At 71.1% G+C, this 19,709-nt stretch carries 22 protein-coding genes; 14 read left to right on the forward strand and 8 right to left on the reverse strand.

Annotated features, from left to right (window positions below; all coding sequences use genetic code 11):
• Complete coding sequence (locus tag AL2_RS23395) at positions 1 to 1,440, forward strand: DUF7059 domain-containing protein (protein ID WP_083946820.1); 1,440 nt, start codon at positions 1 to 3, stop codon at positions 1,438 to 1,440.
• Here AL2_RS23395 and AL2_RS23400 read toward each other — a convergent pair.
• Both AL2_RS23400 and AL2_RS23405 read right to left on the reverse strand, forming a co-directional pair.
• Positions 1,433 to 2,716 carry a calcium:cation antiporter family protein gene (locus tag AL2_RS23400; RefSeq protein ID WP_067636901.1) on the reverse strand — a complete coding sequence of 428 codons (1,284 nt, stop codon included), beginning with the start codon at positions 2,714 to 2,716 and terminating at the stop codon, positions 1,433 to 1,435. The genes AL2_RS23395 and AL2_RS23400 overlap by 8 nt on opposite strands.
• A 136-nt stretch (positions 2,717 to 2,852) precedes the next feature.
• Positions 2,853 to 3,923 (reverse strand): quinone-dependent dihydroorotate dehydrogenase, encoded by a 1,071-nt coding sequence (locus tag AL2_RS23405; protein ID WP_067636903.1) that lies wholly within the window; start codon positions 3,921 to 3,923, stop codon positions 2,853 to 2,855.
• 244 nt (positions 3,924 to 4,167) lie between these two features.
• On the opposite strand from AL2_RS23405, the gene AL2_RS36695 reads away from it, so the two are divergent.
• Positions 4,168 to 4,362 (forward strand): DUF6243 family protein, encoded by a 195-nt coding sequence (locus AL2_RS36695; RefSeq protein ID WP_083946821.1) that lies wholly within the window; start codon positions 4,168 to 4,170, stop codon positions 4,360 to 4,362.
• Positions 4,363 to 4,401: 39 nt separating this feature from the next.
• On the opposite strand, the gene AL2_RS23410 is transcribed toward AL2_RS36695, so the two are convergent.
• Positions 4,402 to 5,439 carry a hypothetical protein gene (locus AL2_RS23410; protein WP_067636905.1) on the reverse strand — a complete coding sequence of 346 codons (1,038 nt, stop codon included), beginning with the start codon at positions 5,437 to 5,439 and terminating at the stop codon, positions 4,402 to 4,404.
• A gap of 185 nt (positions 5,440 to 5,624) precedes the next feature.
• On the opposite strand from AL2_RS23410, the gene AL2_RS23415 reads away from it, so the two are divergent.
• The 6 genes from AL2_RS23415 to AL2_RS23440 all read left to right on the forward strand — a co-directional run bounded on the left by AL2_RS23415 (position 5,625) and on the right by AL2_RS23440 (position 11,767).
• A complete protein-coding gene (locus tag AL2_RS23415; RefSeq protein ID WP_067636910.1) occupies positions 5,625 to 6,596 on the forward strand; it encodes an SCO0930 family lipoprotein in 972 nt (323 codons plus the stop codon).
• Positions 6,597 to 6,903: 307 nt separating this feature from the next.
• Positions 6,904 to 8,274 carry an extracellular solute-binding protein gene (locus AL2_RS23420; RefSeq protein WP_083946822.1) on the forward strand — a complete coding sequence of 457 codons (1,371 nt, stop codon included), beginning with the start codon at positions 6,904 to 6,906 and terminating at the stop codon, positions 8,272 to 8,274.
• Positions 8,275 to 8,287: 13 nt separating this feature from the next.
• Entirely contained in the window at positions 8,288 to 9,226 is a 939-nt protein-coding gene (locus AL2_RS23425) for a carbohydrate ABC transporter permease (RefSeq protein WP_067636914.1), read from the forward strand.
• Positions 9,226 to 10,056 (forward strand): carbohydrate ABC transporter permease, encoded by an 831-nt coding sequence (locus AL2_RS23430; protein WP_067636915.1) that lies wholly within the window; start codon positions 9,226 to 9,228, stop codon positions 10,054 to 10,056. The genes AL2_RS23425 and AL2_RS23430 overlap by 1 nt, the downstream gene beginning before the upstream one ends.
• Positions 10,057 to 10,065: 9 nt before the next feature.
• The gene (locus AL2_RS23435) at positions 10,066 to 11,310 is read left to right on the forward strand and encodes an ABC transporter ATP-binding protein (RefSeq protein ID WP_067636918.1); all 1,245 of its coding nucleotides are present in this window, start codon (positions 10,066 to 10,068) and stop codon (positions 11,308 to 11,310) included.
• Between the two features lie 82 nt (positions 11,311 to 11,392).
• Entirely contained in the window at positions 11,393 to 11,767 is a 375-nt protein-coding gene (locus AL2_RS23440) for a class I SAM-dependent methyltransferase (protein ID WP_067636920.1), read from the forward strand.
• Between the two features lie 3 nt (positions 11,768 to 11,770).
• Here AL2_RS23440 and AL2_RS23445 read toward each other — a convergent pair whose 3' ends face one another.
• Complete coding sequence (locus AL2_RS23445; protein ID WP_157438319.1) at positions 11,771 to 12,823, reverse strand: helix-turn-helix domain-containing protein; 1,053 nt, start codon at positions 12,821 to 12,823, stop codon at positions 11,771 to 11,773.
• Positions 12,824 to 13,209: 386 nt separating this feature from the next.
• Here AL2_RS23445 and AL2_RS23450 point away from each other — a divergent pair, with 386 nt between their 5' ends.
• A complete protein-coding gene (locus AL2_RS23450) occupies positions 13,210 to 13,791 on the forward strand; it encodes an NlpC/P60 family protein (RefSeq protein WP_067636925.1) in 582 nt (193 codons plus the stop codon).
• Between the two features lie 66 nt (positions 13,792 to 13,857).
• Here the strand turns inward: AL2_RS23450 and AL2_RS23455 are convergent, their stop codons facing one another.
• Positions 13,858 to 14,049: a hypothetical protein gene (locus AL2_RS23455; protein WP_067636927.1), complete on the reverse strand. Its 192-nt coding sequence runs from the start codon at positions 14,047 to 14,049 to the stop codon at positions 13,858 to 13,860.
• Positions 14,050 to 14,204: 155 nt separating this feature from the next.
• On the opposite strand from AL2_RS23455, the gene AL2_RS23460 reads away from it, so the two are divergent.
• Positions 14,205 to 14,786 (forward strand): TetR/AcrR family transcriptional regulator, encoded by a 582-nt coding sequence (locus AL2_RS23460; RefSeq protein ID WP_157438320.1) that lies wholly within the window; start codon positions 14,205 to 14,207, stop codon positions 14,784 to 14,786.
• 1 nt (position 14,787) lies between these two features.
• On the forward strand, positions 14,788 to 15,930 hold the full coding sequence (locus tag AL2_RS23465; protein ID WP_067636932.1) for a glycosyltransferase: 1,143 nt from the start codon (positions 14,788 to 14,790) through the stop codon (positions 15,928 to 15,930).
• Positions 15,931 to 15,937: 7 nt separating this feature from the next.
• Here AL2_RS23465 and AL2_RS23470 read toward each other — a convergent pair whose 3' ends face one another.
• On the reverse strand, positions 15,938 to 16,474 hold the full coding sequence (locus AL2_RS23470) for a GNAT family N-acetyltransferase (protein ID WP_067636934.1): 537 nt from the start codon (positions 16,472 to 16,474) through the stop codon (positions 15,938 to 15,940).
• Positions 16,475 to 16,567: 93 nt separating this feature from the next.
• On the opposite strand from AL2_RS23470, the gene AL2_RS23475 reads away from it, so the two are divergent.
• Together AL2_RS23475 and AL2_RS23480 are read left to right on the forward strand one after the other, a co-directional pair.
• Positions 16,568 to 17,047, forward strand: coding sequence for an RrF2 family transcriptional regulator (locus tag AL2_RS23475; protein WP_067636936.1), 480 nt, complete (start codon positions 16,568 to 16,570; stop codon positions 17,045 to 17,047).
• Positions 17,048 to 17,129: 82 nt separating this feature from the next.
• A complete protein-coding gene (locus AL2_RS23480) occupies positions 17,130 to 17,579 on the forward strand; it encodes a carboxymuconolactone decarboxylase family protein (protein ID WP_067636937.1) in 450 nt (149 codons plus the stop codon).
• Positions 17,580 to 17,603: 24 nt separating this feature from the next.
• On the opposite strand, the gene AL2_RS23485 is transcribed toward AL2_RS23480, so the two are convergent.
• Entirely contained in the window at positions 17,604 to 18,089 is a 486-nt protein-coding gene (locus AL2_RS23485; protein WP_067637129.1) for a nuclear transport factor 2 family protein, read from the reverse strand.
• 101 nt (positions 18,090 to 18,190) lie between these two features.
• On the opposite strand from AL2_RS23485, the gene AL2_RS23490 reads away from it, so the two are divergent.
• Complete coding sequence (locus AL2_RS23490) at positions 18,191 to 19,168, forward strand: alpha/beta fold hydrolase (RefSeq protein WP_083946823.1); 978 nt, start codon at positions 18,191 to 18,193, stop codon at positions 19,166 to 19,168.
• Here AL2_RS23490 and AL2_RS23495 read toward each other — a convergent pair.
• Positions 19,161 to 19,700: a TetR/AcrR family transcriptional regulator gene (locus tag AL2_RS23495; RefSeq protein WP_083946824.1), complete on the reverse strand. Its 540-nt coding sequence runs from the start codon at positions 19,698 to 19,700 to the stop codon at positions 19,161 to 19,163. The two genes, AL2_RS23490 and AL2_RS23495, sit on opposite strands and share 8 nt — an antisense overlap.
• Between the last annotated feature and the right edge of the window lie 9 nt (positions 19,701 to 19,709).

Here is a 19,709-nt window from a genome sequence, read left to right on the forward strand (position 1 = left end):
GTGGCTGATCTTCTTCGGGTGCGTGAGTTGCTGGTCGAGGCCGGTTACACGGTCGGCGGGGTGCGTGAGCTGCTGGGGCCCGTGGCGGGTGGGGCGCTGGCGCGGGACGAGATCGTGCCGGCGTTGCGGGCCACGCGGGGCGCGTCGCCTCTTGAAGTGCTGACTCGGCTGTTCTGGTTGCAGGTGCCTGTGCCGGCGGACGCGATTCCGGCGGACGCATGGGCGGCGGCGGGGCTCGTCGAGGTGTCCGGTGGGGAAATGCGCGCGCTTTCGCGGGTTGAGCCGCTGGAGGACGTGAGCGGCGACGGGCATGCCGGTTATGTCGTGTCTGATCTCAAAGTGCGGCCCGGGGCGGGGCGCCTTCCCGGTGGCGATCATGTGGTGGGGACGGGCGGCGCGTCCGGGAGTCTTGCGCGGCTGGTTGTCCACAGGGGTGTGGATAACTTGCTGGATCTCGGGACCGGGTGCGGGGTGCAGGCCGTCCATGCGGCGGGCCGGAATCCCGGAATGAGCGTCACTGCTACGGACGTCAATCCGCGGGCCCTGGAGTTGGCCGCGAAGAGCTTCGCGCTTTCCGGCGTGGACGGCGCCGAGTTGGTGCGGGGGCCGTTGCTGGAGCCGGTTCGGGGGCGGCGGTTCGATCTGATCGTGTCGAATCCGCCGTTCGTCGTGGCGCCGGACGAAGGGCCGCGATTCACTTACCGGGAGTCCGGGATGGAGGGGGACGACTTCTGCCGGGTGCTCGTGAAGGAGGCGCCTCATTACCTGAATGAGGGCGGATATTGCCAGCTCCTGGCCAATTGGCTGCATGTCGACGGTGTTCCCTGGGAGGAGCGCGTCGGTGGCTGGGTGGACGGATGCGACGCGTGGATCGTCCAGCGGGACGTCCAGGATCCGGCGGAGTACGCCGAGTTGTGGCTGCGGGATTCGTGCGAGGCCGGGACACCGGAGTACCGGGCCAGGTATGAGGCGTGGCTCGATCACTTCGAGCGGCGGAACGTCGTCGGGGTCGGCTTCGGGTGGATCACGTTGCGGCGGAGCGAGCGTCCGGCGGTCCGGGTGGAGGAGTTGCGGCACGCCGTCGAGGAGCCCGTAGGCGCCTATGTCGAGGACGTTCTGGACGGGCTGAAGAAGGGCGCCGGGTTTTCCACAAGCTGTGGACAAGTGTTGGCGGCGGCGCCCGGGCTCGTCCAGGAACAGGTCGGCCCGCCCGGTGCCGAGGATCCGGAGCGGATCGTCCTGCGGCAGCCGGGGCGGCTGCGGCGCGCGGCCGGCGTCGGGACGGTCGAGGCCGGCCTCGCGGGAGTCTGCGACGGCACCTTGCCGCTCGATCCGCTGCTCGGCGCCATCGCTCAGCTGACCGGTGCGGACGCGGATCAGGTGCGGGCGCATGCCGACGCCGTCCTGCCGGAGCTGATCGCGGACGGTTTCTTCACCTAGTGCGGACGACCGTCGCCATCGACGAACCCAGGTCGCGATGGCGCGCGATCAGCACGGAGAAGCCGATCGCCAGGTAGACGCCGGAGAGGACCAGCCGGGCGCTCTCGCTCGGCAGCACGAACTGCACCGCGAACAGGACGAACAGCACCGCGGCCTCCCACCGCTTGAAGACCAGGTCGATGAGGAGCGCGAGGCCGAGGACGGTCTGCGCGGCGGTCAGCAGCACTTCCTCGGTCTGCCGGGAGTCCAGCGGCAGCGACCAGGCGCCGCCGCCGATCCGGTAGGCGATCGGCAGGGTGCCGATCAGCAGCGTCCACTGGTTCACCTTGCTGGACAGCAGCGTCCCGATCGCGTCGGCGTCCCGCAGCCGCCACGCGAACATGGCGGCGACGAGCAGTTCCGGCGCCTCGGACGCGAGCGGCGCCAGCCACTGCACGAGGAGGAACTCGTCGATGCCGAGCGACGCGCCCGCGTCCACCAGCGCGTTCGCGAACGGCTTCGCCGAGACGACCACGAGGACGGCGCCGAGCGCGAACCCGGCCCAGGTCACCAGGCGCCGCCGCCGCTTCGGCAGCGTGACCAGGCGGGCGGGGACGCCGGCGAGTTCCTCGACGTCCCCGTGGCGGTCCCGCGAGATCCGCACGATGTAGAGGACGTAGAGCGCGATCAGGACGATGGAGATGTACCATCCGATCTCGCCGGTCAGCGCGGGGATGAAGCCGAGGACGGCCGCGAGCGCGAGGAAGCCGAGTTCGATGCGGTGCAGCGGGGTCAGCCGGACGTCCCGGCGGCCGGTTCCGCGCGCCGCGTGCCGGCCCCGTCCGCCGCCCCGTCCGCCGCCCCGTCCGTCGCCGCGTCCTCCTGCCCGTCCGGCGGCGCGGCGGACGCCGAGCGTGAACGCCAGCACCACCAGGGCCCATCCGACCCCGACGAGCAGCCGGTTCGCGCCCGTCATGTTGGCGGCCGCGTACGCGGTGTACGCGGGTCTCGTCCCGGCGGCGTAGGCGTAGTAGAGGTCGACGGCGTACTCGGGCAGCACGGCGATGAGCGCCAGCAGCGCGATCGCCAGCGCGCCCGACATGTCGGCGCGCGCGGTCTCCGCCGCCCACATCAGCAGGATCGCCGCCGCCAGCACTCCGATGCCGAACACGACCATCGCCGCCACCGCGGGGAGATCGAACCCGCCCGCCCGGGTCACGATCGCGGGGAGCGCGAGGAGCAGCGCCAGCGCCACCCGGACGAGCAGCGTCCTGCGGGACATGGACTCGCCGGCCATACCTGCACCCGTGCCCCGCCCGCCCGGACCGATGCCGCCGCCCAGGGCAACCAACCGGCAAAGCCCGGCCCGCCGGGCGTCCGTCACCTTTGTGGGACGGTCGGCCGCGTCGCGGATGGTTGCCGGTGGCGGACGGTCAGCGGCGGGCCTCGTCCAGGGTGCGGAAGGTGCTCGCGCGGAGGCGGCGGGAGAGCGCGCGGTTGACGCGGTGCGCCCAGAGCGGGCCGCCGTAGATCATGCCGGTGTAGCCTTGGACGAGGGTGGCGCCCGCCCGGACGCGCTCCCACACGTCGTCGGCCGTCTCGACGCCGCCGACCGAGATCAGCGTGAGCCGTCCGCCGGTGCGGGTGCGCAGCCGGCGCAGGACGTCCAGGGACCGCTCCTTCAGCGGCGCGCCGGACAGCCCGCCGGTCTCCTTCACGAGGACGGGCGGGCTGAGCAGGGCGTCCCGGGCGATGGTGGTGTTGGTCGCGATGACGCCGTCCAGGCCGAGGTCGAGGGCGAGGTCGGCGACCGCGTCGATGTCGTCGTCCGCCAGGTCCGGCGCGATCTTGACGAGCAGCGGGACGCGGCGGGCCGTCACCCGGTCGGCGGCCTCGCGGACGGCCGTCAGCAGCGGGCGGAGATGCTCGACGGCCTGGAGGTTCCGCAGGCCGGGCGTGTTGGGGGAGCTGACGTTGACGACCAGGTAGTCGGCGTACGGGGCGAGCCGCTCGGCGCTCGCCACGTAGTCGGCGGCGGCCGACGCCTCCGGGACGACCTTCGTCTTGCCGATGTTGACGCCGACGATCGTCCCGGCGCGGCGCTCGCGCAGCCGGTGGGCGGCGGCCTCGGAGCCCGCGTTGTTGAAGCCCATCCGGTTGATGACCGCCCGGTCGGGCGGGAGCCGGAACAGCCGGGGGCGCGGGTTGCCGGGCTGCGGGCGCCCGGTCACCGTCCCGATCTCGACGTGGCCGAACCCGAACGCGCCGAGCGCCTCGTAGGCGACGGCGTCCTTGTCGAACCCGGCGGCGAGCCCGAGCGGGCTCGGGAAGTCCAGCCCGAGCGCGTGCACGGCGAGCCCCGGGTCGCGGGCCGCGAGCAGCCGGCGCAGCAGCGGCGCCAGCCCCGGCACGGACTGGATCCCGCGCAGCGCCCGCAAGGTCAGGTGGTGTGCGGTCTCCGCCGGGACGCGGGAGACGACGAGTGAGAACAGGAGTCGATACATCACCGTGAGTATCTCAGGCCCGCCCAGCGAAAACCCGTTGAGGACCCCCTGAGGCGATGCCTAGCCTGGTCGCATGCTGATCGATTTCGCCGCCACCCTGTGGCGGCCCACTCCGAAGCGCGTGTACCGCGAGCGTCCCGCGGCCGGGTCCGGCCGGGCCGCGATACGCGTCTGAGCTGCACGCTCCCGCGCGGCCGGACCTGGGTGCAGGCAGTCAGCACACCCAGCCGAACGGGAGAAGACCATGTCCAAGGGCCGCGGCCGAAACGGAATGTCGAGCGTGGGCGGTCAGCGCAGGAAGCTGTCGCGGGGCGAGCTGCGCGGCGGGCGGGGCAAGTCCCGAGCCGCCGCAGGCGACCCGGCCGCCGAGAAGAAGGAACTGCTCAGGAAGATGCGCGAACGCGCCGAGCAGCGCGCCGATTCCGAACGCGGCGAATAGCGCGGAGGCCGCGCCGGCTCCCTCGGGGGCGGCGCGGCCTCAGCGTCCGCCGAAACTGCGGCGCAGGGTGCGGCGGACATCCTGGCTCGCCTGCCGCATCGCCCGCCGGGCGGCGGCGAGCGGTTCACGGACCGACACTCGCCACACCCCCCGGATGCCGTGGCCGATCGGGCGCAGCACGCTCGTCCCCATCCAGCGGGCGGGGGCGACGACCACGACCCGGACCGGGACGACGACGAGCGTCCGCCAGAGCCAGCGGAGGAGGCGGGACGCGAGCCGCCACGTGCCCGCGACGCCCGCGACCACCGGAGCCAGTACATACCGCCACAAAGCCCGTGCCGGAAGGACGAACAGCACGCGTCCCAGCCACCCGAGGCAGCGCCCGAGCAGCCGCCATGACCAGACCAGCCCGGCCGCGAAGGCGCTCAGCCCGGACGCGAGGACGCTCCCGAGCGCGGCGAGGAGGGCGAAGGCGCCGCGTCCGAGCCACGCGAGACCGAGCAGCGGCGGGCGCAGGACGTACCGCCACAGCAGCACGGCCGGCATGACCACGAGCACGCCGATCAGGAACCCGATCCCCTGGAAGAGCAGCGCGAACCCGCGCCCGATGACGGCCAGCAGCCGGCCGGCCGGAGCGATCAGCACGCGGTAGAGCCAGCGTCCCAGCCGACCCGACCCGCGCCCGAACCAGCGCAGGAACCCGAGGATCACCACGACGCCGAGCCACCGCAGCGGCCGGACGACGAGAACGTCGAGCAGCGTGCCGACCCCGTGCCCGATGGCCGCCATCAGTCGTCCGATCGGGGCCAGCAGCCATCGGTAGAACGCGAGCCAGACGCCGCGCAGCAGCCCTCCGATGAAGCGGCCCAGCCGCCCGAGTGCCCGCGTCAGCGCGTTCCAACCTCGGCGAAGGCCGCGGCCGGTCACCACGAGCAGGTCGTGGACGAGGCGCAGCGGCAGCACGACGATCAGCGCGATGACCCGGGCCGGGACGACGATCCAGGCCGGGCCCGGCCGCGCCGGAACCGGCTCCTTGCTCAGGTCGATCGTGCCGCCCGCAGGTTCGTTCCCGGTCACCGCTGCCTTCCTTGCCGGTCTTCGTCCTGCTTTGACCTTTTCCGCGGTCATCCGGTTCCCGGGCTTGAACCCTTCCGCGCGGCTCACCGTACTCCTCCTCGATCCGGAAGAGCGGTGCGGCAGCTCGACCTGGATCAACGTGCGGACCCGGACCGGAGACCGGGCCCAGACGACCTGGAGGACCGATGAAATTCCCACGTTGGGCGATCCCCGTCGTGGCCGCCTTCGCCGCATCGGGGCTCGTGCTGAGCGCGTGCGGTCAGGAGCGGCCCGGAGCGAAGCAGAACACCGGGGCGCAGGCGCCCGCCGCACCGGCCGCACCGGCGGCGCCCGCCGCCGCACCGACCGCGCTGGAGGTGGCCAGCGTCTCGAAGCTGGGCAAGGTCGTCACGGACGGGAACGGCAGGACGCTGTACCGGTTCGACAACGACACCGCGCGCCCGCCGGCGTCCACCTGCGCGGACGCGTGCGCCAAGGCGTGGCCGCCGGCGGCGGCCGGCACGGGCGACACCGAGGTGCAGGGCGTCCAGCAGTCGCTCGTCGGCAAGGTGAAGCGGCCGGACGGCACCTGGCAGGTCACGCTCGGCGGATGGCCGCTGTACCGGTTCGCCAAGGACCAGAGCCCCGGCGACGTGAAGGGCCAGGGAGTGGGCGGCACCTGGTACGCCGCGGCCCCGACCGGCAAGAAGGCCACTCCCGTCAAGCAGGCGACCGACAACCGCTGGAAGGGCTGGACGGTCATCAAGGCGAAGAGCGACCCGAAACTCGGCACGATCCTGACCGACGGGAACGGCCGGACGCTCTACCGATTCGACAAGGACACCAACAAGCCGCCGACCACCACCTGCTTCGGCAAGTGCAAGAAGGCGTGGCCGCCCGCGACGTTCAAGGGCTGGAAGAAGCTCAAACTCGAAGGCGTCAGCAAGAAGGTCGTCAACTTCATCGAGCGCAAGGACGACGGCAAATGCCAGCTGACCATCAACGGCTGGCCCATGTACTACTACGCGCAGGACGAGCAGCCCGGCGACACGAACGGCCAGGGCGTCGGCGGGGTCTGGTGGGCGACCACCCCGACCGGCAAGAAGGCCGCCGCCACCGGTGCGGGCACCGGCACCGGTGACGGAGGCGGCGGCTACGGCTCGGGTGGCGGCTACTAGCCCGCCCGCGAAAGCGAAGGCGCGGAGGTTTCGCGGGTCGGTCGGGGTCCGCGAGCCCTCCGCGCCTTCTCCAGTGCGTCCGGAGACAATGCAAAAGTGACCGTCCGCATGGTTTAGCGCGCCCATTTCCCTGAATGGTGGGACGCAATTACACTGTCGTGATCAGTGGGGCGGATGTTGTCCCGGATGATTACGCATTTGGTTCTCGACAGGGGGCGGGTGCGGTGTTCGAATGGAGGTCCGTTCCCGCCGTGGGTGCGGCCCGCGGAAGTGCTCGCAGCCTGGTGGGAGGCTTCGGGAGGCCCGCATGGTCGAGCGAGTCGGACGAGCGGACAGTGCGGACGTGCCGGGACGCCGCCGGCGGCGGGGCAGGGTGGCCGGGCGGCACGGTCCACCGGGAGGGGCCGCCGCGGCGGTCGCGCTGATGATGCTCGCCGGGGGGCTCGCCGGGTGCGGGAGCGGCGACGGGACGCCGAAGCTCACCTGGTACATCAACCCCGACAACGGCGGGCAGGCGGCCATCGCGAAATCCTGTACGCAGGCGGCGGGCGGGAAGTACCGGATCGAGACGTCGCTGCTGCCCAGCGACGCGACGCAGCAGCGCGAGCAGCTGATCAGGCGGCTTGCTGCCAAGGACTCCGGGCTCGACCTCATGAGCCTCGACCCCGTGTTCGTCCCGGAGGCCGCCAACGCCGGGTTCCTGCGGCCGTTCACCGCGAGTGAGGCCGGGCCGCTGACCGAGGGCGTGTTCGAGACGGCGGTGCAGAGCTCGACGTGGAAGGGCAAGCTCTACGCGGCGCCCTTCTGGGCCAACACCCAGTTGCTCTGGTACCGCAAGTCGGTGGCGCGGAAGGCGGGCATCGACCCCACCGCGCCCGACTTCACCTGGGACAAGCTGATCGACGCGGCCGTCCGCACCAACACCACGATCGGCGTGCAGGGCAACCGGTACGAGGGCTACACGGTGTGGATCAACTCGCTGATCGCCTCCGCCGGCGGCCGGATCCTCAGCGACGCCGAGAAGGGGGACGAGGCCGCCATCGACATCGACTCCCCGGCCGGCCGGCAGGCGGCGTCGATCATTTCCAGGCTGGCCCGGTCGACGGCGGCGAGCCCGACGCTGTCCACCGACATCGAGGAGCAGTCCCGGGCGACGATCAACGGGCCGAGGGGCGGCTTCCTGCTCAACTGGGGCTACGTGTGGCGGGCCGAGAAGGGCGACGCCGAGGCGGGCGCCATCGACCGGAACGTCGTCGACGACCTGGGCTGGGCCCGGTACCCGAGGGTGAACCCGCAGCAGGAGAGCAGGCCGCCGTTCGGCGGCATCGAGATCGGGATCGGCGCGTACGGCGAGCACCGCGACGACCTGGCGGTGGACGCGGTCCGCTGCATCACCTCACCCGCGAACATGAAGCGGTACATGCTCGACGAGGGCAACGTCGCCGCCCGTCCCGCGATCTTCGACGATCCGGACGTCCTCAAGGAGTTCCCGATGGCCCCGCTCATGCGGGACTCCATCGCCGCGGCGGCGCCCCGTCCGGCCACGCCGTACTACGCGGACGTGTCCGGCGCCATCCAGAACCGGTGGCACCCGCCGGCGTCGGTGAACCCGGCCACCACGCCGCGGAAGTCCGCCGAATTCATCCGCGAGGTCCTGCGAGGCAAGGCCCTGCTCTAACGGAGGTGTTCGGATGACGTCCGCAGAAACGGCGCTCAAGCGTCCCGCCGGCGCCCCCGTCCGGGCGGAGATCTCCGACCGGAGCCGGGCCGAGCGCAGGCTGGGGCTGCTGCTGTCGGCGCCCGCCGTGGTGGTGATGCTGCTGGTCACCGCGTACCCGCTGATCAATGCGATCTACCAGTCGCTGTTCAGCTACCGGCTCACCGCGCCCGACGACCGGCGCTTCGTCGGCCTCGCCAACTACGGGACCGCGCTGTCGGACCCGCTGTTCTGGCAGACCGTGCTCACCACCCTGATCATCACCGTGGTGACGGTGGGCGTGGAGCTGGTCATCGGCTTCGCGCTGGCCGTGGTGATGCACCGCGCCGTGTTCGGGCGGCGGACGGTGCGGACCGCGATCCTGCTGCCCTACGGCATCGTCACGGTCATCTCCGCGTTCGCCTGGAAGTACGCGTTCGACGTCCAGTCCGGGTTCGTCAACTCCTGGTTCGGGCTCGGCGACTTCGCCTGGTTCTCCGACCGCTGGGCCGCGCTGTTCGTGATCATCCTGTCGGAGATCTGGAAGACGACGCCGTTCGTGTCGCTGCTGCTGCTCGCCGGGCTCGCGCAGGTGCCGCGCGACCTCGGCGAGGCGGCGACGGTGGACGGCGCGACGGCGTGGCAGCGGCTGAAGCGGGTCACGATCCCGAACATGAAGGCCGCGATCCTCGTCGCGGTCCTGTTCCGGACGCTGGACGCGTGGCGGATCTTCGACAACGTCTTCATCATGACGTCCGGCCAGGAGAAGACGCAGGTGCTGTCGTTCCTGACCTACCAGCAGATCATCACCCGGACGGAGCTCGGCCTCGGCAACGCCGTCGGCGTGCTGCTGTTCCTGTCGGTGGTGCTGATCGCGGCCGTGTTCATCAAGGGGTTCCGGGTGGACCTGTCCCAAGTGCGAGGTGACCGCTGATGGAGTCGGCACGTTCGAAGTCGCTGTGGATCGTCGCCTCGCTGCTGATCCTGGTGTGGACGGCGTTCCCGATCCTGTGGATCGTGATGCTGTCGTTCAAGACGCCCAGCGAGATCGGCAACGTCCAGGGGTTCTTCCCGCAGGACTGGACGTGGGAGAACTACGAGACGGTCTTCAAGACCGACCTGTTCACCTCGGCGCTGATCAACTCGATCGGGATCTCGCTCATCGCCACGTTCATCGGGGTGGTGTTCGCGACGCTCGTCGCCTACGCGATCGCCCGGCTGGAGTTCCCCGGCAAGAGGATCATCCTGTCGTTCGCGCTGGCCATCGCGATGTTCCCGGTGGTGTCGCTGGTCGGGCCGCTGTTCGACCTGTGGCGGAACATCGGCCTGTACGACACCTGGCCGGGCCTGATCATCCCGTACATCTCGTTCGCGCTGCCGCTGGCGATCTGGACGCTGTCGGCGTTCTTCCGCGAGATCCCGTGGGAGATGGAGCAGGCCGCGCAGGTGGACGGCGCGACGACCTGGCAGGCGTTCCGGAAGGTGATCGTCCCGCTGGCGGCGCCCGGCGTGTTCACCGCGGCGATCCTGACCTTCTTCTTCTGCTGGAACGACTTCGTCTTCGGGATCTCGCTGACCTCCACCGACAACGCCCGGCCGGTGCCGGCCGCGCTGGCGTTCTTCACCGGCGAGTCGTACTTCGAGCAGCCGACCACCGCGATCTGCGCCGCCGCCGTGGTCGTCACGGTCCCGGTCGTGATCATCGTCCTGGCGTTCCAGCGCCGCATCGTGGCCGGGCTGACGTCCGGCGCCGTCAAGGGTTGAGGGGAAGCCATGGCCGCCATCACCATGAAGAACATCGTCAAGCGGTACGGCGACGGGTTCCCGGCCGTGAACGACGTGTCCCTGGAGGTGCGGGACGGCGAGTTCGTGATCCTCGTCGGGCCGTCCGGGTGCGGGAAGTCGACGCTGCTGCGGATGATCGTCGGGCTGGAGGACATCACGTCCGGCGAGATGCTCATCGGCGACAAGGTCGTCAACAGGGTCGCGCCGCGGCAGCGGAACCTGTCGATGGTGTTCCAGAACTACGCGCTGTATCCGCACCTCACGGTCTTCGAGAACATCGCGTTCCCGCTGCGTCTCGCGAAGGTGCCGGACGAGGAGGTGCGGCGCCGCGTCGAGGAGACCGCCGAGCTTCTGGAGTTGACCGAGCATCTGGAACGCAAACCCGCGAACCTGTCCGGCGGGCAGCGGCAGCGCGTCGCGATGGGGCGGGCGATCGTCCGGCAGGCGGACGCGTTCCTCTTCGACGAGCCGCTGTCGAACCTGGACGCGAAACTGCGCGGGCAGATGCGCACCGAGATTGCGCGTCTCCAGCGTCGTCTCGGCGTCACGACCGTTTACGTCACGCACGACCAGACGGAGGCGATGACGCTCGGCGACCGCGTCGCCGTGCTGCGCAGGGGCGTCCTGCAGCAGGTCGGGAGCCCGCGCGAACTGTACGAGGAGCCCGTCAACCTGTTCGTGGCGGGATTCATCGGGTCGCCGTCGATGAACTTCCTGCCCGCGTCGGTGGACGGCGGTTTCCTCGACACGCCGCTGGGCCGCTTCGAACTGCGGGACGCGCGCAAGGCCGCCGCGGTCGGCGACCGTTCGGTGGTGCTGGTGGGAATCCGGCCGGAGCATTTCGAGGACGCCTCGCTGGTCAGCGAGGAGAAGAAGGCGAAGGGCAGTATCGTCCGGGCCCGGGTGGACGTCACCGAATGGCTGGGCAATGAGCTGTACGCCTATGTCCCGTACGAGGCGCCCGCGGAACTCGCCGCGCAACTGCGCGACCTGTCCCGCGAACTCGACAGCGACCAGCTCCGCACCCAGGCCGTCGTCGCGCTGGACGCGGCCAGCCTGATCACGCCGGGTCGCGAGGCCGAACTGTGGATCGACACCTCGAGGGTGCACATCTTCGACCCGGCCACCGGCGACAACCTCACCCGGGACGAGGAGCGCGTCGAGGAGCTCAGCAGGATGGCCGAGGAATCGCGCGCCGCGCAGCGCGAGGCGCAGCGCGAACCCGCGGGCTGACGCGTTTCCGTTCGGGAGACCTGACCGGGACTGGGCGTCCCCCTGACAGAACGAGTTGATCTTTTCTGGCACGATCAACGACATGTATGAGCGTTTCGCCCACGAGTATGCAATCCACGCCGAAGTCAGCGCCTACAACGCCCTCTACGACCGTCCCGCCGTGCTCGGCCTCGCCGGCGACGTGACCGGGCTGTCCGTCTTCGACGCCGCCTGCGGCCCCGGCCTGTACAGCGCCGAGCTGCTGCGACGCGGGGCGCGCGTCACCGGCTGCGACGCGAGCTCGAGCTTCGTCGACATGGCGCTGGCGCGCACCGGAGGCCGCGCCGACCTGCGCGTCCACGACCTGTCCCGGCCGCTGACCTGGGTTCCGGACGGCTCCTGCGACCTGGTCGTCCTCGCCCTGGCCCTGCACTACATCGACGACCGCGCGGCGCTCCTCTCCGAATTCCGGCGGTAGGCCTCAGCCGACCGGGTCGTCCTGGAGGTTGTACGGGCGGCAGCCGTGATGGCCGCTGTCCGGCGCGAGCCCTTCGCTGGTGACCAGGTGGTCGGTGCCGTAGCCGCGCCGCTGCTGGTAGGCCCAGTAGGCGGTGTGCCGGCCGCTGGTCCACTTGTCGAAGATCAGTACCTCGCGGACGTCGGCGCCGCCGCTCGCCTTGATGACGAGGTCGCCCGGCCGCAGCGCCGACTGCCCGATATGGCGGCAGTACGACGCCTCCAGGAGCGCGGAGTTGGGGCCGGGCTTCGGCAGCCCCAGCACCATCGACGCGTAGCCCGAGCCGTCGGTGCGGTAGCCCTGGTAGCCGGCCGTCTGGTCGTAGGGCACGCGGTTCGGAGCGTGCGGATGCCATGCCCGCGTCCGCGCCATCGCCTCCCGCCGAGTGATCACCTTGACCTTCGGTGGCGCTGCCCCGGCGGGCGAGACGGACTGGTCCCTGCCGCCGTCCTCCGCCGTCCCGTGCAGCGTGGCCCCGAGCGCCACCCCGGCGGTCCCGGCGGCGAGCGTGCATGCGACGACGGCCCCGAGAAAGAGCAACCGCCGCCGCTTCCCGCCGCCCGTCCCCGCACCGGACGAGGGCGCCGCGCCGCGTGGGACCTCCGCGCCGGGCGAGGAGCCCGCACCGCTTTCACGCCCCGTGCCGGGTGAAGAGGACCCGGCCCCGGAAGCCTCCGCGCTGGGCGACGGGTCCGGGTCGTGCGGGGGCGGCGGGCCGGACGCGGTCTCCGTGCCGGGGGACGGGCGCCTGGCCTGGTCCGCCACCTCCCAGAGGATCTCCATGCGGCGGCGGTCGGCGCCGCACAGGTCGGCGAGGGAGCGGACGGCGTCCGCGGGGATCCATGTCTCGCCGCTGAGCCAGCGACCCCACGACGAGCGGCTCGCGTGCGTCTTGCGTTCGAGGGCGCGGAGGTCGTATCCGGACTCCTCCTTCATCCCGCGCAGCTCGGTGAGCAGGATGCGCACCGCCTCCGGCAGGCCGTCCGGCAACGGAGTCGGTGGTCGGCTTCGGCTCATTCGCGATTCTCCCGCAGGTCACACCGCCGATGCGAAAGTCGCCCGGCGCTTATGCGCGCATCGGAAACTCGGTTCAGCGCTGGCCCATTATGCCCGCTCCGCAGGTGCACGGACGGCATCCTCGATTGATCACCTACCGTTTTCGAATGTGCACCCATGGTGATCGACAGGAGTGGCTCAATTCTGTCCCACCGTCCCGCCCGGCTCTGTCGCGGGGTCATGTCCCCGCAGGTCAGAGCCGTCCCATGCGCGGCGTGTCCCAACCTTCCGGCGTGATTGGCGAATGCGGCGGCGCAGTCCCTAATGTTTGCCGGGTCGATCGGCAGAACTCCCGCTCACGGCTCCCGTCAAGGGTGCAATTCCCAGCCATTCCAGGAGGATTTCCAATGGCTTCCCCCCGAACTCTTCTCATCGGCGTCAGCTCGCTGGCGCTGGCCGGTGGTACCGTCTTCGGCCTCACCGGGGTGTCCACGTCCGCCGCGCCCTCGGCGCCCGCGCAGGGCGTCCAGCTGCAGGCGGCGGACGGCCAGGTCGCGGTGGCCGCCGTCCCGAAGGTCACCCGCGCGCAGGTCATCACCCGGGCCAAGACCTGGCACCCGCACACCAGCAAGCGGGTGCCCTACAGCCAGTCGAAGACCCACGGCGGCTACCGCACCGACTGCTCCGGCTACGCGTCCATGACGCTGCGGCTGCCGAAGCCCGGCCCCAACACGGTCGGCCTCGCGTCGTCGAAGTACAGCACGCGCATCAAGATGTCCCAGCTCAAGAAGGGCGACCTGATCATCGACGCGATCGGGAGCAACACCACCCGGCACGTCGTCATCTTCGAGAAGTGGACGTCCAGCAAGCACACCGCCTACTGGGCGTACGAGCAGCGCGGCGGCTACGGCACCGACCACCGCACCCGCACGTACGGCCTGTCCAGCGGCAGCCAGTACAAGGCGTACCGGCCGAAGAACCTCACGTGAGCTGACCGCCCCCCGCGAAACGCCCGGCCGGGCTCCCCGGCCGGGCGTTTCCTTCGTTCGGGCGGATCAGGAGGTCTCCACGATCCGCCACCGGCCGACATCGCGATGGTCGGAGTCGAAGATGTCAGACTCGTCGCCGGCCTTCAACTCGTAATGCCGGACGTTGCCCGCCCAGTACCGCAGGATCCGCCCCAACTCCTTGGCGGCGTCCTTGGCCACGGCGCCTTCGCTCATATCGACTTCCAGCACGAACTTCACCGCTCTCACCTCCGCCTTCAATCGTTTCATTGAATTACCCAGTGAGAGTTCGCGTGCGGTTTCGGCTGGCGGATCGGCCTGTCGGTCGGCCAACCCTCAAACCGCGTCCAACGCGGTGGTCATGCCGACCTACTTTCGTGTTAGTATCGATTATCATGAAAAGGTCGTACACCCAGGGGGCTCGGGCGCGGTCGGCGGAGGCAACTCGGCAGCGGATCCTGGACGCCGCGGTGACGCTGCTGAGTTCGCGGCTGCGCTCGGACGTCCGGCTGGAGGACGTGGCCGCCGGGGCGGGCGTGAGCGTGCCGACGGTGCTGCGCGTGTACGGCAACCGGGGACGGCTGATCGAGCTGGCCCTGGAGAAGGTGCTCGAAGAGATGGGCGACGAGCTGCGGCGGCCCGAACCGGGGGACGTCGCGGCCTCGGTGACGGCATGGTTCGACCACTACGAGAAGTTCGGGGACGTGGTGGTCCGCAACCTGGCGGACGAGTCCGACCCCGCGGTCGCGCCGATCGTGCGGATCGGGCGGACCCGGCACCGGCGGCATGTCGAGAGCCAGCTCGGCCCGCGGCTCGCCGCCGTCCCGGAGGAGCGCCGCGCCATGGTCGTCGACGCGCTGGTCTGCGCCTGCGACGTCTACACCTGGAAGCTGCTGCGCCGGGACATGGGACGTGCGAGGGCCGAGGCCGAGGCGACGATGACGCTGATGATCGAGTCTCTGCTGGAGGGAGCGTGACATGTCCGGCTGGTTGCTGCTGACCTGGGACGGGGCCGGGAACCAGGGCCCGATGATCGCACTTGCGCAGCATCTGGCGGCGCGCGGCCACAAGGTCACGTTCGCCGGCTACGCCGGCCAGCGGGCCCGCTTCGAGAGGGCCGGGTTCGCGTTCCGGCCGCTGCCCCGCGCGGACGCGGGCTACCCCGCCGCGCCGCCGCCGGAGGGCTGGCTGCCCGCGCTGGTCGGCGCGGTCTGGGCCTGCCCGGAACAGGCGGCGGACGTTGAAGAGGCGCTGGCGGACGGCTCCTACGACGGGGTGGTCGCCGACTGCCTGATGTTCGGCGCGCTCGCCCGGCTGGAGACGTCCGAGATCCCGGCGGCGGTGCTGGTGCACAGCGCGCCGGGGGCGCTCTGCCCGCCGGGGCAGGCGATGGACCAGATGCTGCTGCCCGCCGTCAACGCTCTGCGCGGCGGCGCCGGCCGTCCCGCCCTCGAACGCCTCTGGGACGCGTGGAAGCCGTTCCCGACCCTGTGCGCGAGCGTCCGCGAACTGGATCCGCTCGCCGACCAGGCGCCTTTCGACTACGTCGGCCCGATGTTCGAGGAGCAGCCGCCGTCCGGCTGGCAGCCGCCCTGGCCTGCGGACGACCCGCGGCCCCTCGTGGTGGCCGGCTTCTCCACCGGGCTGGCGTGGGACCAGACCTCACGCATCCAGCGCACTCTCGACGCGTTCGCCGCCGGCGGGCCGCGCCTGCTGATCACGACCGGGATGATGGACGCCGCCGGCCTGCGCGTGCCGGAGAACGCGACCGTCCTGGCGTGGCTGCCGCACGCCGAGATCCTCCCGCACGCGGCGGCGGTCGTGACGCATGCGGGGCACGGCACCGTGGCCGCCGCGCTCGCCCACGGCGCGCCGGTCGTCGCACTCCCGAACCCGGCCGCCGACCAGCCGATCCTGGCGGGGCGCGCGGCCGGCCTGGGCGCCGGTATCGCGTTGGACGGCGAGGCTGCCGATCCGGGGGAGATCGCGGCGGCCGTCCGCACGGTCATCGACGACCCGTCCTACCGCGCCGCCGCGCTGTCGCTGGCCGGCCGCATAGCCGCCGCACCGGGGCCGGCAGCGGCGGCCGGCCGGCTCGAACGCCTGCTCGGGAATGTGTAGCGCGCCCTTAGCCGAGCTTCTTCACCAGGAGTTCGAACTCCAGGTCGTCGCGCTTGGGGAGGCCGAAGCGCTCGTCGCCGTACGGGAACGGGCTCGTCTCCCCGGTCCGGACGTAGCCGCGCCGGACGTACCAGGCGATCAGGTCCTCGCGGACGCTGATCACCGTCATGTGCATCTCCTTCGCGCCCCACTCGTCGCGCACGACGCGTTCGGCCTCGGCGAGGACCTGTCTGCCGAGGCCGTCGCCCTGGCGGGCGGGGTCGACGGCGAACATGCCGAAGTAGGCGCAGCCGTCGTCCCGGTTCTCCAGCTGGCAGCAGGCGGCCAGGACGCCGCCCACCTCGGCGACGAGCATGCGGGAGCCGGCGCCGGTCACGACGGCCGAGACGGCGTCCGGATCCGTGCGCTGACCGTCGAGGAGGTCGGCCTCCGTCGTCCACCCGGCGCGGCTGGAGTCGCCGCGGTAGGCGCTCTCGACGAGGTCGACCAGGTCGGGGACGTCGGCCGGCGTCGCCGAACGGAAGGTGGGGTTCGCGGTGCTCACAAAGCGGACCCTAGCGCCGCGCCGGCGGTGCTCGGGCGCCGCCCACCGGGTTGCGGCAACAATACTGGATGCTTAGTATCCAGGATTATGCGGATGAGCGAGGGGGTCGAGTGGGCGATCCACAGCTGCCTCAACCTGACCTGGCTGGAGCCGGGGGAGGCCATGACGGCGGCCAGGATGGCGGCGTACTACGCGCTGCCCGCGGCCTACCTGAACAAGCAGCTGCAGGCCCTCGCCCGCGCCGGGATCCTCACGTCCACCCCCGGGCCGCGCGGAGGGTTCCGGCTCGCGCGAGACCCGGCGGACGTCACGCTGCTGGATGTGGTGACGGCCATCGAGGGCCCGGACGAGGCGTTCCAGTGCAAGGAGATCCTGCGGCAGGGGCCCGGCGAGCACGAGGGCGTCGACTACCGCAAGCGGTGCTTCGTCTCCCAGGCCATGCGGAAGGCGGAGCTGGCCTGGCGCAGGGAGCTGGCCGGGCAGACCCTCGCCGATCTCCGGGACACCGTGGAGCGCCGCCTCCCGGCCACGCCCGGCGAGACCCGCGCCTGGTTCGCGAACCTGCGGATCTGACCCCCGGCCGGGCCCGGCAGGGCGTCCGGCCATCGGCTAATCCTGGATAGAAGACGTCCAGATTTGAGGAAGGGAACCACCCATGCAGGCACGAATGAGCGTCGTGAAGCCCGCCGCCGCGGGGTACAAGGCCATGCTCGCGCTGGAGTCGTACGTCAACGGCAGCGGCGTCCCGCAGAGCACCCTCGAGCTGGTCAGGCTGCGCGTCAGCCAGATCAACGGCTGCGCGTTCTGCGTGAACATGCACGCCACCGACGCCAAGAAGGCGGGCGAGACCGACGAGCGGCTCTGGTCGGTGGCGGCCTGGCGCGAGGCGCCCTACTACACCGACGAGGAGCGGGCGGCGCTGGCGCTGGCCGAGGCGGCCACCCGCATCGCCGACGACCCGGCCGGGGTTCCCGACGACGTCTGGAACGACGCGGCCGACCACTACGACGAGGAGACCCTCGCCGGCCTCATCATGGCCATCGCCGCGATCAACGCCTGGAACCGGATCAACGTCACCGTCCGCAACCCCGCCGCCGCCCACTGAGGGACGGCCCGCCGGACGTCCCGGCTACTGGTCGACGCGGCAGTCCGGACCGATCGGGCGGGTGATCGACCAGTAGCGGCGGAAGTGACATTTCGCCATCTTCCAGCGGCCGTCCTCGATGACGTACTCGTCGTCGTACTCGCCGGTGGTCACGGTCTCGGTGTTGTCGAACAGGTTGACCTGGCGGAACTTGAGCGTCCATCGGCCGGACGCGGTCGCCTCGCCGTGGACGGTGATGTCCGGGTGCATCGCGTGGTGCATGTCGAGGATGGCGTTCCTGCCGTCGATCTTCTGGAGGGCGATCCTCTCGAAGACCCGCGCGATGCCGTCGGCGTCGTCGAAGGCGCCCAGGCGGCCGTAGTCGATGGAGGCGCCCGAGGCGATGAAGCAGGTCCGGAATTCCGCGGGGTCCTTGGCGTCGCAGGCGCGCAGGTAGCGGTGCTTGAGGGCCTTGATGTCCTCGATGGCCTCAAGCCGGGCGATGCGCGCGGCGATGTCGGGACTCGGCATGGTCGCCGACTCTGGTTCGCCGGGGGACGCGCCGTCCACCGGTGTCCCGGTGAACGGGAGGCAGAGGGATCGGAGCGGGACGTGCACCGAGGATCGTCGGTATGAGCTTCGGCGAGGGGAACGTCCGGCATCGGATGGTGGACGTCGGCGACATCGCTCTTCATGTCGCCGAGCAGGGTGACGGGCCTCCGGTGCTGTTGTGCCACGGGTTTCCGGGGCTCTGGTACAGCTGGCGGCATCAGCTTCCGGTGCTGGCGGCGGCCGGGTACCGGGCTATCGCGGTTGATATGCGCGGCTATGGGCGGAGTGGTCGTCCCGCCTCGCCGAGGGAGTACGACCGGCGGCACACCGTCGCGGACATGGTCGGGCTCCTGGACGGGCTCGGTATCGAGGACGCCGTCTTCGCCGGGCACGACTTCGGGGCCGCCCTCGTCTGGGACCTGCCCCAGTGGGCCCCCGGACGGGTCAAGGCGCTGATGCAGTTGAGCGTGCCGCGCATGCCCGTTTCGAAGCGTCCGCCCACGGAGATCTATGCGCGGATGGCGGCGCAGCACTTCGTCCATGTGCACTACTTCCAGGAGAAGGGGCCCGCGGACGAGGAGTTGGGGGCCGAACCAGCGCGTTTCCTGGCGAACGTGTTCTGGGCTCTCAGCGGTGGATACCGGAACCTCGACATCTGGCGGCACCCCAGCGAAGGCAACGGCTATCTCGATGTGCTGCCGGAAGCCCCGCCCTTGCCGTGGCCATGGTTGTCGCAGGACGAGTTCGCCCACTACGTCGATGAGTTCCGCCGGACGGGCTTCACCGGTGGCCTCAACTGGTACCGGGCCTATGACCGCGTCTGGGAGGAGAAGCAGAACCGTCCGGACGAGCCCGTCACCGTCCCGACGATGTTCCTCGTGGGCGAGCGTGACCCCGTCCTCCAGATGATGGGATCCGGCGCGCTGAAGCAGATGGAGGGGCTGGTGCCCGGGCTCCGCGACGTCCACATCGTTGAAGGGGCGGGGCATTTCGTGCAGATGGAGGCGCCCGGCGAGGTCAACGAGGCGATGCTCGCGTTCCTCGCCGGGCTCACGTAGGCCGCGCCAGCAGGATCTCCAAGGTGCGTTCGTACAGGCCGGAGTCGCTCTCGCCGGGCATCAGGTAGCCGCCGACCCACGAGCGCAGCATCAGCAGAGCGCGCAGCCGCGCGTCCTCGGCGCCGAACCCGAGGTCCTCCAGGCAGCCGGCGATGTGCCCGAGCAGCGCCCGGTCGGCGTGCCGCACCGCCTCCTCCGCCGCGGGCTCGTGCTGCGCCCACAGCCGCATCGCCCGGTCGATCGGCGCGACCTCGCGGCCGAGCGCCTGGATGCGGTGCAGCCGTTCGCGCGGATCGGTGGTGCTGCCGAGGGACAGGCCCCACACCTCGTCCGTCCGCTCGTGCGCCCACCGGTCGAGCAGCGCCCGCATCAGCTCGGGACGGTCGGTGAAATGCCAGTAGAAGCTGCCCTTCGTGACGCCGAGCCGGGCGGCCAGCGCGTTGATCGTCACGCCGCGCTCGCCCGCGCGGGCCAGTTCCAGGTAGGCGGCCTCGATCCAGTCGCGCCGCGCCATCCTCGTTCGCGTCGTCATGCCCCCGTC

This window comes from Actinomadura latina NBRC 106108, assembly GCF_001552195.1.
GTDB lineage: Bacteria > Actinomycetota > Actinomycetes > Streptosporangiales > Streptosporangiaceae > Spirillospora > Spirillospora latina.

Coding starts and splice junctions, on each gene's coding strand:
- AL2_RS23465 (WP_067636932.1), top strand. CDS start 14,788: ATGTCCGGCTGGTTGCTGCTGACCTGGGACGGGGCCGGGAACCAGGGC.
- AL2_RS23475 (WP_067636936.1), top strand. CDS start 16,568: ATGAGCGAGGGGGTCGAGTGGGCGATCCACAGCTGCCTCAACCTGACC.
- AL2_RS23490 (WP_083946823.1), top strand. CDS start 18,191: ATGAGCTTCGGCGAGGGGAACGTCCGGCATCGGATGGTGGACGTCGGC.
- AL2_RS23445 (WP_157438319.1), bottom strand. CDS start 12,823: ATGAGCCGAAGCCGACCACCGACTCCGTTGCCGGACGGCCTGCCGGAG.
- AL2_RS23425 (WP_067636914.1), top strand. CDS start 8,288: ATGACGTCCGCAGAAACGGCGCTCAAGCGTCCCGCCGGCGCCCCCGTC.
- AL2_RS23495 (WP_083946824.1), bottom strand. CDS start 19,700: ATGACGACGCGAACGAGGATGGCGCGGCGCGACTGGATCGAGGCCGCC.
- AL2_RS23480 (WP_067636937.1), top strand. CDS start 17,130: ATGCAGGCACGAATGAGCGTCGTGAAGCCCGCCGCCGCGGGGTACAAG.
- AL2_RS23460 (WP_157438320.1), top strand. CDS start 14,205: ATGAAAAGGTCGTACACCCAGGGGGCTCGGGCGCGGTCGGCGGAGGCA.
- AL2_RS23420 (WP_083946822.1), top strand. CDS start 6,904: ATGGTCGAGCGAGTCGGACGAGCGGACAGTGCGGACGTGCCGGGACGC.
- AL2_RS23435 (WP_067636918.1), top strand. CDS start 10,066: ATGGCCGCCATCACCATGAAGAACATCGTCAAGCGGTACGGCGACGGG.
- AL2_RS23400 (WP_067636901.1), bottom strand. CDS start 2,716: ATGGCCGGCGAGTCCATGTCCCGCAGGACGCTGCTCGTCCGGGTGGCG.
- AL2_RS23415 (WP_067636910.1), top strand. CDS start 5,625: ATGAAATTCCCACGTTGGGCGATCCCCGTCGTGGCCGCCTTCGCCGCA.
- AL2_RS23440 (WP_067636920.1), top strand. CDS start 11,393: ATGTATGAGCGTTTCGCCCACGAGTATGCAATCCACGCCGAAGTCAGC.
- AL2_RS23430 (WP_067636915.1), top strand. CDS start 9,226: ATGGAGTCGGCACGTTCGAAGTCGCTGTGGATCGTCGCCTCGCTGCTG.
- AL2_RS23485 (WP_067637129.1), bottom strand. CDS start 18,089: ATGCCGAGTCCCGACATCGCCGCGCGCATCGCCCGGCTTGAGGCCATC.
- AL2_RS36695 (WP_083946821.1), top strand. CDS start 4,168: ATGTCCAAGGGCCGCGGCCGAAACGGAATGTCGAGCGTGGGCGGTCAG.
- AL2_RS23450 (WP_067636925.1), top strand. CDS start 13,210: ATGGCTTCCCCCCGAACTCTTCTCATCGGCGTCAGCTCGCTGGCGCTG.
- AL2_RS23405 (WP_067636903.1), bottom strand. CDS start 3,923: ATGTATCGACTCCTGTTCTCACTCGTCGTCTCCCGCGTCCCGGCGGAG.